Annotated in this window: 6 protein-coding genes; 4 read left to right on the top strand and 2 right to left on the bottom strand. The window is 46.2% G+C overall.

Going from position 1 to position 7291, the window contains the following annotated elements; all coding sequences use genetic code 11:
- Both GOU96_RS16360 and GOU96_RS16355 read right to left on the bottom strand, forming a co-directional pair.
- The coding region (locus tag GOU96_RS16360; protein ID WP_324702020.1) for a sugar phosphate nucleotidyltransferase at window positions 1-594 on the bottom strand (594 nt) is incomplete at its 3' end.
- Window positions 595-895: 301 nt separating this feature from the next.
- Window positions 896-2779 (bottom strand): diguanylate cyclase, encoded by a 1884-nt coding sequence (locus tag GOU96_RS16355; protein ID WP_042989229.1) that lies wholly within the window; start codon window positions 2777-2779, stop codon window positions 896-898.
- 418 nt (window positions 2780-3197) lie between these two features.
- On the opposite strand from GOU96_RS16355, the gene GOU96_RS16350 reads away from it, so the two are divergent.
- The 4 genes from GOU96_RS16350 (at window position 3198) to secF (ending at window position 7202) form a co-directional block, all read left to right on the top strand.
- Window positions 3198-3854 carry a hypothetical protein gene (locus tag GOU96_RS16350; protein ID WP_230610885.1) on the top strand — a complete coding sequence of 219 codons (657 nt, stop codon included), beginning with the start codon at window positions 3198-3200 and terminating at the stop codon, window positions 3852-3854.
- A gap of 76 nt (window positions 3855-3930) precedes the next feature.
- A complete protein-coding gene (locus GOU96_RS16345) occupies window positions 3931-4386 on the top strand; it encodes a hypothetical protein (protein ID WP_175231641.1) in 456 nt (151 codons plus the stop codon).
- Window positions 4387-4457: 71 nt separating this feature from the next.
- A complete protein-coding gene (gene secD, locus GOU96_RS16340; RefSeq protein ID WP_076007637.1) occupies window positions 4458-6296 on the top strand; it encodes a protein translocase subunit SecD in 1839 nt (612 codons plus the stop codon).
- 3 nt (window positions 6297-6299) lie between these two features.
- Window positions 6300-7202: a protein translocase subunit SecF gene (gene secF / locus GOU96_RS16335; protein WP_000228816.1), complete on the top strand. Its 903-nt coding sequence runs from the start codon at window positions 6300-6302 to the stop codon at window positions 7200-7202.
- Window positions 7203-7291 lie beyond the last annotated feature (89 nt).

The following is a 7291-nucleotide window of genomic DNA, read 5'->3' as shown; positions in this document are numbered from 1 at the left end:
AATCCCCATCGAGGCTAAACTGTGATCGGGTCTGTTGGGAATACAAGGGGGATCTGCGGGCTTTTCAACAAAGCAGGTAATACGAGAGTCGTCATCAATGGCCATCACGCCAAACGCGGAGGCTTCATGTCGAGGCACTTGCATACAGGCAATGGTTAAAGAGGCATTTTTACTGATGTGTTCTTCGAGCATGGCGGCATAATCCATGCGATAGATGTGATCACCAGAAAGTACTACGACGTATTTTGCCTCACTACGCGCAAGCAACCACATATTGTGAAATAGCGCATCGGCGGTTCCTTCGTACCATTTTCCTCCCTTACGCATTTGCGGCGGCACCACGGTGATGAATTCACCAAGCTCGGGATTGAAAATGGACCAGCCATTACGAAGATGTTTATGCAACGAGTGCGATTTGTATTGAGTTAACACCAAGATGCGGCGTAATCCAGAATGCAGGCAATTGGTTAAGGTGAAATCGATAATCCGATATTTTCCACCAAAAGGTACAGCGGGCTTGGCTCTGTCATCCGTCAGCGGGGAAAGGCGTGAGCCCATTCCACCTGCGAGAATCACAGTTAAAGTGTCCTGCATAAAGCGTCTCCATGAATCGATCTGTGACTAACCGCTTCCTCCTTGAAGTTGCAGTGGTGTTGGCAATATCCATTCCCCCAGTCACATAGTTTGTCTACGTACATGAGAATGTATTCACTTGCCGCCTACCTGCAACACCAATGAGTTTGGGTATATTTGTAGTAAAACCAACCTATCAAGCGTAGTACAAGACGCAAGAGTTAGCGGAGGGCTTAGGCGCACACTCGATAAGGCTGAGTGAAAATCGCTACAAGCTGTGAGGTATCTCCTAATAATCTTTGCTGCATACATCGATTTTGCATCACGCAAAGTGATGCATTTCCATGGAGGTGAGTACTGATATTTGGTTGCGTCCCGATGTTTTGGATTCATATAAAGCCAGATCGGCTCTTTTGTAGCTTTGGTCGGGCGATGTGCAAACATCGGTAACACCACCACTTAGGGTCACTTGTTGATGGTGTAATGAAGCGATATGCAGGCGTACGCGGTTAAGTACTTGTTCGGCTTCTTCTATGGAAGTGTAGGGGAAAATAATGGCAAACTCTTCTCCGCCAATCCGTGCGATAAAATCCGATTCACGTAACTGATCTTGGATGCCTTTCGCAACGGTCCGTAACACTAGGTCCCCTTCGTTGTGTCCGAATTTGTCGTTAATGCGTTTAAAGTGGTCGATATCAATGATAGCAAGGCAGCTCTGGGCTTGATCGGGATAACGGCGACGCTTAGCGCACTCTAAAGAGATGGTTTGATCGAATTTACGTCGATTCCACAAATCGGTTAACGCATCTTTTTCGCTCAGCTCACGCAGGCGATTCTCCAGCGCTTTGCGATGTGAAATATCCACAAAAGAGGCAACGTAGAATTGAATGACATTGTTTTCATCGCGGATGCTTTGAATACGGAGAATTTCGGTGATGCTTTCGCCATCTTTGCGTTTGTTGATCACTTCACCTTCCCATACGCCATTGTCTTGCAGAGCTTTCCACATCTGCATATAGAACTCGACTTTGTGTAATCCAGAAGCAAAAATGGACGGCTGCTTACCTTTGACATCTTCAAAAGTGTAACCACTTAGGCGGGTAAATTCGTTGTTTACTTTGATGATGCGATTCTGGCGGTCAGTAATGACCACCGCTGACATGCCATCCATCGCTGCTCGAGCCAATTTACTGTCAAGGCTATTTTTCAAATGGTTGATGTTCCATGCCGCAAATCCAGCCGCAATGATAGAGAGTAGCGATAACACCGTCACCGCTTGACTCATCAGTGCCCAGCGCGCATTTGCGTAGGTCTTATCTATTTCTGCCTTATTGATGCGCAGTACCAATACCAAAGGTTTAAAGTCAGGTAAGACAGAACTGAGATCCACTTTGATATAGCTAAACCAGGTTTGATTGGATAGAGCAAAGCCTTGTTGGTTGAGTTGGATTTTTTGCCAAAGCTCTGGGTGTTGGGCTGAAAAGTGGAGTGAAGAGGTTGAACGCGTACCGGATGGCTTGTGTTCACTGAGCAGTAATTCTCCTGCCGAATTCAAAATATCCGGTGAATCAAACTGATCATAAATAAAAGAGAGACGTTGATAGAGAGACTGTAGCTTCACCGTCACGACAAGAAAACCTTGCCTTTGGCCTTGATGCTCAATACCCGTCACAAAACGAAAGGTCGGCAGCATACCAGAAGGCGTATCTGCTGACATCGCGACTTGCGTTGCCCACACTTGAGGCGTCGTGAGTTGGGCGTATTGAGCCACAATTTGCTGACTGAACGGATCTGTCGTTTGAGCAGATTCAACAAAGGTGACTTGGTGCCCATCGTAAATCGCTTTAAGTTGTTCTTTTCCTTGTCTATCCAGCAATCTGAATGAAGAGAAAATCGCTTGCGATCTTAACGTCACATCCCACAATGTTTTGAGTTGACTGAGTGCTTCTTTGCTTGGTGTGGTGACAGCCGTGAATAAAAGGTCGTTTTTGGCTAACAGTTGGGTGGCTTGGTGTGTGCTTTCCAGCATTCGTAACAAGTCATGCTGACTGAACTCAAGCTGTAAGCGAGTCTGTTTTTCAACGCTGCTGACCGCTTGAGTCTCAAGCTGGCTAGCAGCATGTATGAAATACAGTGTAGGAATGAAACCAAGTACAAACGCAACAATGGCAAATTGTATGAAATATTTACGGGCTGAGGTGTACATAATTCGATGTATAAGTCGTTGAGTGCATACTATAGAACGAATCAAATGAGATTTCGCTTCCAGAATTTTACTTCGTGCACTCGATCATAGTTTGTGTTTGTTAATAAACGAACCATGCTCAATTTTTCAGCAGAGAATCCGATTAAGAGAGGCAATTCGATGATGTCTGCCGCATTTACATTGTAAATCTCGCATTCATTTTGGGGGGCTATTGGGCGACTCGGTGACGGATGATCTTCCATAACCGCAGCATGAAGTGTGTCTTTACTTCAAAAAATCTTTTTATCAGAAGATTTCTGGTCAAGCTTTGTTCAAATATCCCGCTATATTGATAAGAAAGTAAGATTCGTCGCATTTTCGTATTAATGACGTTGCGCTAGAGAAATTTTACGAGCGGGAGAAAATGAAAAAAATACTCATGCTACTCGTGCTGATACTCGGATTAGGTGGAGCAGGTGCGGGATTTTATCTGTTTTATCTCAAACCGCAGATGGATGCGGAAGCGGCTAAAGCCAATGAAGTACCTGAAACTGCGCCTGAGACTCCTGCAGAGCCAACTCCCGCTATCGAAGCCAAACCTGAGATTATGGATTTTTATGTCGATGCGGTGACATTAAGTATTCGTGATCAACCCGATCCCAATGCTTATCCGGATGTTGATAAGCAACTCTATCGTGGTGACAAGGTTCATTTGCTTGAAAAAAAAAGGGGATGGGGGCGTATTTCGGATTATTACGTGTATGAGGACGGTGGGCCTGAAGTGGCAGAGTGGATCCCCTTAGAAGGATTGACCGTCGAACCGCCTGTGATTACGCCAGAAGAGCGCACTAAAACCTTAACAGGCTACATCGAAAGCTCGGATGATTTTCTTTTGCATCAAGAAAAGTTCCTGACTACAACCGATACCTTATTAAAAGAGGGAAATTGCTCGCCCAAAGATTTTGAAGAGCTCGGAGGCTGGGTGCGCTCAGTCACTTTCGGAGAGCAGCCGGTGTATTTTATCTACTGCGGAGGTTTGAGCCAGGCACATAAGATCTACCTGAACGTGCAAACTGGCCAAATTTTCTATCGCTAGATCACATTTTTTCGCTTGAGCTTCACTGAGCATCGGCCTACACTGCTCACTTATCTAAGAGGCGAGATCTGAAGTCATGTACTTGCGTGTTCTGATCCAGTGTTGGTTTGCTTTACTTGCGGTGGTGCTACCTGCGCAGGTTTTTGCTTATGCGCTGGAAAGTGAAACAAGCTCCGCATGTCCAGAAGCCAGCATTTCGGCAAATCCGATACTTAACTCTGATTGGCTTTTGAGTTCAGCTCCGCAGCCTGCCATACCGAGTTCGCAGTCGCACGTTAGTCATAGTGCTTATGCCATTTTAAATCATTCGCGTCACGCCCCGACACAACGTCTTCTCGTCGGGTGTGGATCTGATCTGCCGTTGGACGCTGATTTTGATGAGCCCCAATTAGGCACTTCTCACAGTCGGCCACTTTTTGTCACAACAACTGACTATTGCAACCGAAGTTACGACTTTTTCACCTCCTCTCACCGACTTGCGGGTTGGAAAGAGAGTAACGCTATGTATGTAGCGCTCAACAGCCAATTCTAACGTTCCCACATTCATTTTTTAGTGTGACATTGTCACTTGTTGAATCACTCAGTTTAGGCTGAGAGGGAACTATGAAGAAAAAAACACAAAATCAGGCGGCGAAACGCCTGATCAACCACTATTCCGCTTGGAAGTATGTGGTTCTGGTGACCACCATCATCATTCTAACCTTAAGTGCTATTCCTACTTGGTATGGCGAACAACCTTCTATTCAGTTGCAATCTAAAGATGCAACGAGTGTATTACGCAACGTTCCTGAGCTGACGCAATTGCTCAATAAGCAAAATATTCAGGCCGATGAAATTACCCAACAAGGGGATAACACCACCTTGGTTTTTGCCAACGAAACGCAGCAATCACAAGCCAGAAATGCACTGGATGCGCTTGTGAAAGAAGGGGATACGATCACGTATTCTTATGTGTCTGTTGCGCCAAAGTGGCTAGGCAATTTGGGTTTTTCACCCATCAAATTAGGCTTGGATTTACGCGGGGGCGTACAGTTTCTGCTGAATGTGGATGTCGATAAGGCCTTCCAAGAACAGCGCGACAGTATGGTGGATGCAGTAAAAGATTCGCTGCGTGCAGAGCGTTTGCGCGGTGTTGCAGTACAAGCGATGGGTAATGATGCTTTTGAGGTCAAAACTGAACAGCCGCAAGCCTTGAGCCATGTACGCAAATACTTGCAAGAAAATTATCGAGGCTGGGAGATTCGTCAAGGCTCAGATCAGTTGCAGGTTCAGCCATCACAACAAAATAAATCCGAGTTTCAAACTGCGACGATTCAACAGAACTTGAAAATCATGCGTGATCGGATTGAAGAACTTGGGATTACAGAAGCTCTAGTTCAACGTCAAGGTGAACATGCGATCCGTATCGAGCTGCCCGGTGTGCAAGACCCCTCACAAGCGAAGAATGTGATTGGTGCGACCGCAAGTTTGGCGTTTTATGAAGCAAAATCTCCAACGGATGCGCGCAGTTACGACGATTTAATCCTAGAAGATGGCAATGGACGTCCTGTGATTCTGGCTAAGCGTCCAGTGCTGAGTGGCGAGCATATCGTCAATGCCCGTGCGGGTGTTGACAACATGGGTATGTCTGAGGTGAACATTTCACTGGATCACGCAGGCGGCAAAATCATGAGTGATTTTTCCGGTAAACACATTGGCAAACCGATGGCGACCGTCTATCGCGAATATAAAACCAATGCGCGTGGCGAAACCGTTCGCAGTGAGAAAGTGATCAGCGTTGCCACCATTCAATCTCAATTGGGGAGCCAATTTCGTATTACGGGCGCAGGTTCAATGGAAGAAGCACAGCAGCTCGCCTTACTGTTGCGTGCAGGCTCGCTGACGGCACCTGTCACCATTGTTGAAGAGCGCACCATCGGTGCTTCTTTGGGTGAAGAAAATATTGCCAACGGTTTTGCTGCTTTGGCGCTTGGTATGGCGATGACGCTGACTTTCATGGCGCTTTGGTATCGCCGCTTGGGTTGGGTGGCAAATGTCGCTTTGTTGGTCAACATGGCTTGTTTGTTGGGTCTGATTGCTTTATTGCCAGGGGCAGTATTGACCCTACCAGGTATTGCAGGTTTGGTGTTAACCGTGGGTATGGCGGTGGATACTAACGTGCTGATCTTTGAACGTATTCGCGACAAACTCAGTGAAGGGCGTAACTTTGCACAAGCTATTGATACTGGTTTTGACAGTGCTTTCAGCACGATTTTAGATGCCAACATTACCACTATGATCACGGCAGTCATTCTGTATTCGATTGGTAATGGTCCTATCCAAGGCTTTGCTTTGACTTTGGGCTTAGGCCTACTCACCAGTATGTTCACTGGCGTATTCGCTTCACGAGCATTGATTAATTTGGTTTGGGGACGCGATACGCGTCGTGATGTGAGGGTATAAGCTATGGTTGACTATTTAAAATCTCGAATCCGTCCGATTCGCTACATCACTGGCATTATTTCGGTCTTGTTGATGGTGATCTCGCTAGGGGCTTTTGCAATCAAAGGCTTGAATATGGGCTTAGATTTCACCGGCGGGATGGTCACGGAAGCGATCATTAATCACTCGGTGACCAAGTCTCAGCTGATGGATCAATTACAGCCGGTACTGGGGGAGTCGGTTTCTGCCACGCCTTCGGGGGAAGAAGGGCGTTGGGTGATCCGTTATCCATTAGCTGCTGAAGATGCTACGCCTGTAGACATTGCGACAGAGCTGCATCACATCTCAGATCAAGTGCAAATTGTCAGTAACAGCATGGTGGGATCGCAAGTTGGACAAGAGTTGATCGATCAAGGCGGACTCGCTTTGTTGATTTGTCTGCTCTCAATACTGGCTTACTTGAGCTTTCGTTTTGAATGGCGTTTAGCGAGCGGAGCCCTATTAGCTCTGCTGCATGACGTGATTTTGGTACTGGGTTTCTTTGCGATAACGCAAATGGAATTCAACTTGACGGTATTTGCCGCAGTCTTAGCGGTGCTCGGCTATTCATTGAACGACTCGATCATTATTTCGGATCGTATCCGAGAATTACTGTTAGCGAAGCAGCAGACGCCAACCGCAGATATTAATGACCAAGCCATTATTGCCACCTTCTCACGTACAATGGTGACATCAGGTACCACTTTGATGACCATTTCGGCACTTTGGCTGATGGGCGGTGCCCCGTTACAAGGTTTCGCCATCGCCATGTTTATCGGCATAATTTCAGGGACTTGGTCATCGATTTCGATTGGTACTGTGTTACCTGAATGGTTAGGTTTGGAATCGAAGCACTATCTCCCTGTTGAGTTGGATGCAGCACCATAAATTGCTCATATAAAATAGAATGAAGCCAGTTTGTACTGGCTTTATTTGTATTTGAAGATATTAAATCTATTATTTTGCTAAATGTATCT

The organism is Vibrio sp. R-1, from assembly GCF_035615595.1.
Lineage (GTDB): Bacteria > Pseudomonadota > Gammaproteobacteria > Enterobacterales > Vibrionaceae > Vibrio > Vibrio cholerae.
This window is presented reverse-complemented; position numbering and strand designations above follow the sequence as displayed.

Excerpts from the sequence above, each read along its gene's own strand:
- GOU96_RS16355 (WP_042989229.1), bottom strand. The coding sequence starts at position 2,779 with ATGTACACCTCAGCCCGTAAATATTTCATACAATTTGCCATTGTTGCG.
- GOU96_RS16350 (WP_230610885.1), top strand. The coding sequence starts at position 3,198 with ATGCTACTCGTGCTGATACTCGGATTAGGTGGAGCAGGTGCGGGATTT.
- GOU96_RS16345 (WP_175231641.1), top strand. The coding sequence starts at position 3,931 with ATGTACTTGCGTGTTCTGATCCAGTGTTGGTTTGCTTTACTTGCGGTG.
- secD (WP_076007637.1), top strand. The coding sequence starts at position 4,458 with ATGAAGAAAAAAACACAAAATCAGGCGGCGAAACGCCTGATCAACCAC.
- secF (WP_000228816.1), top strand. The coding sequence starts at position 6,300 with ATGGTTGACTATTTAAAATCTCGAATCCGTCCGATTCGCTACATCACT.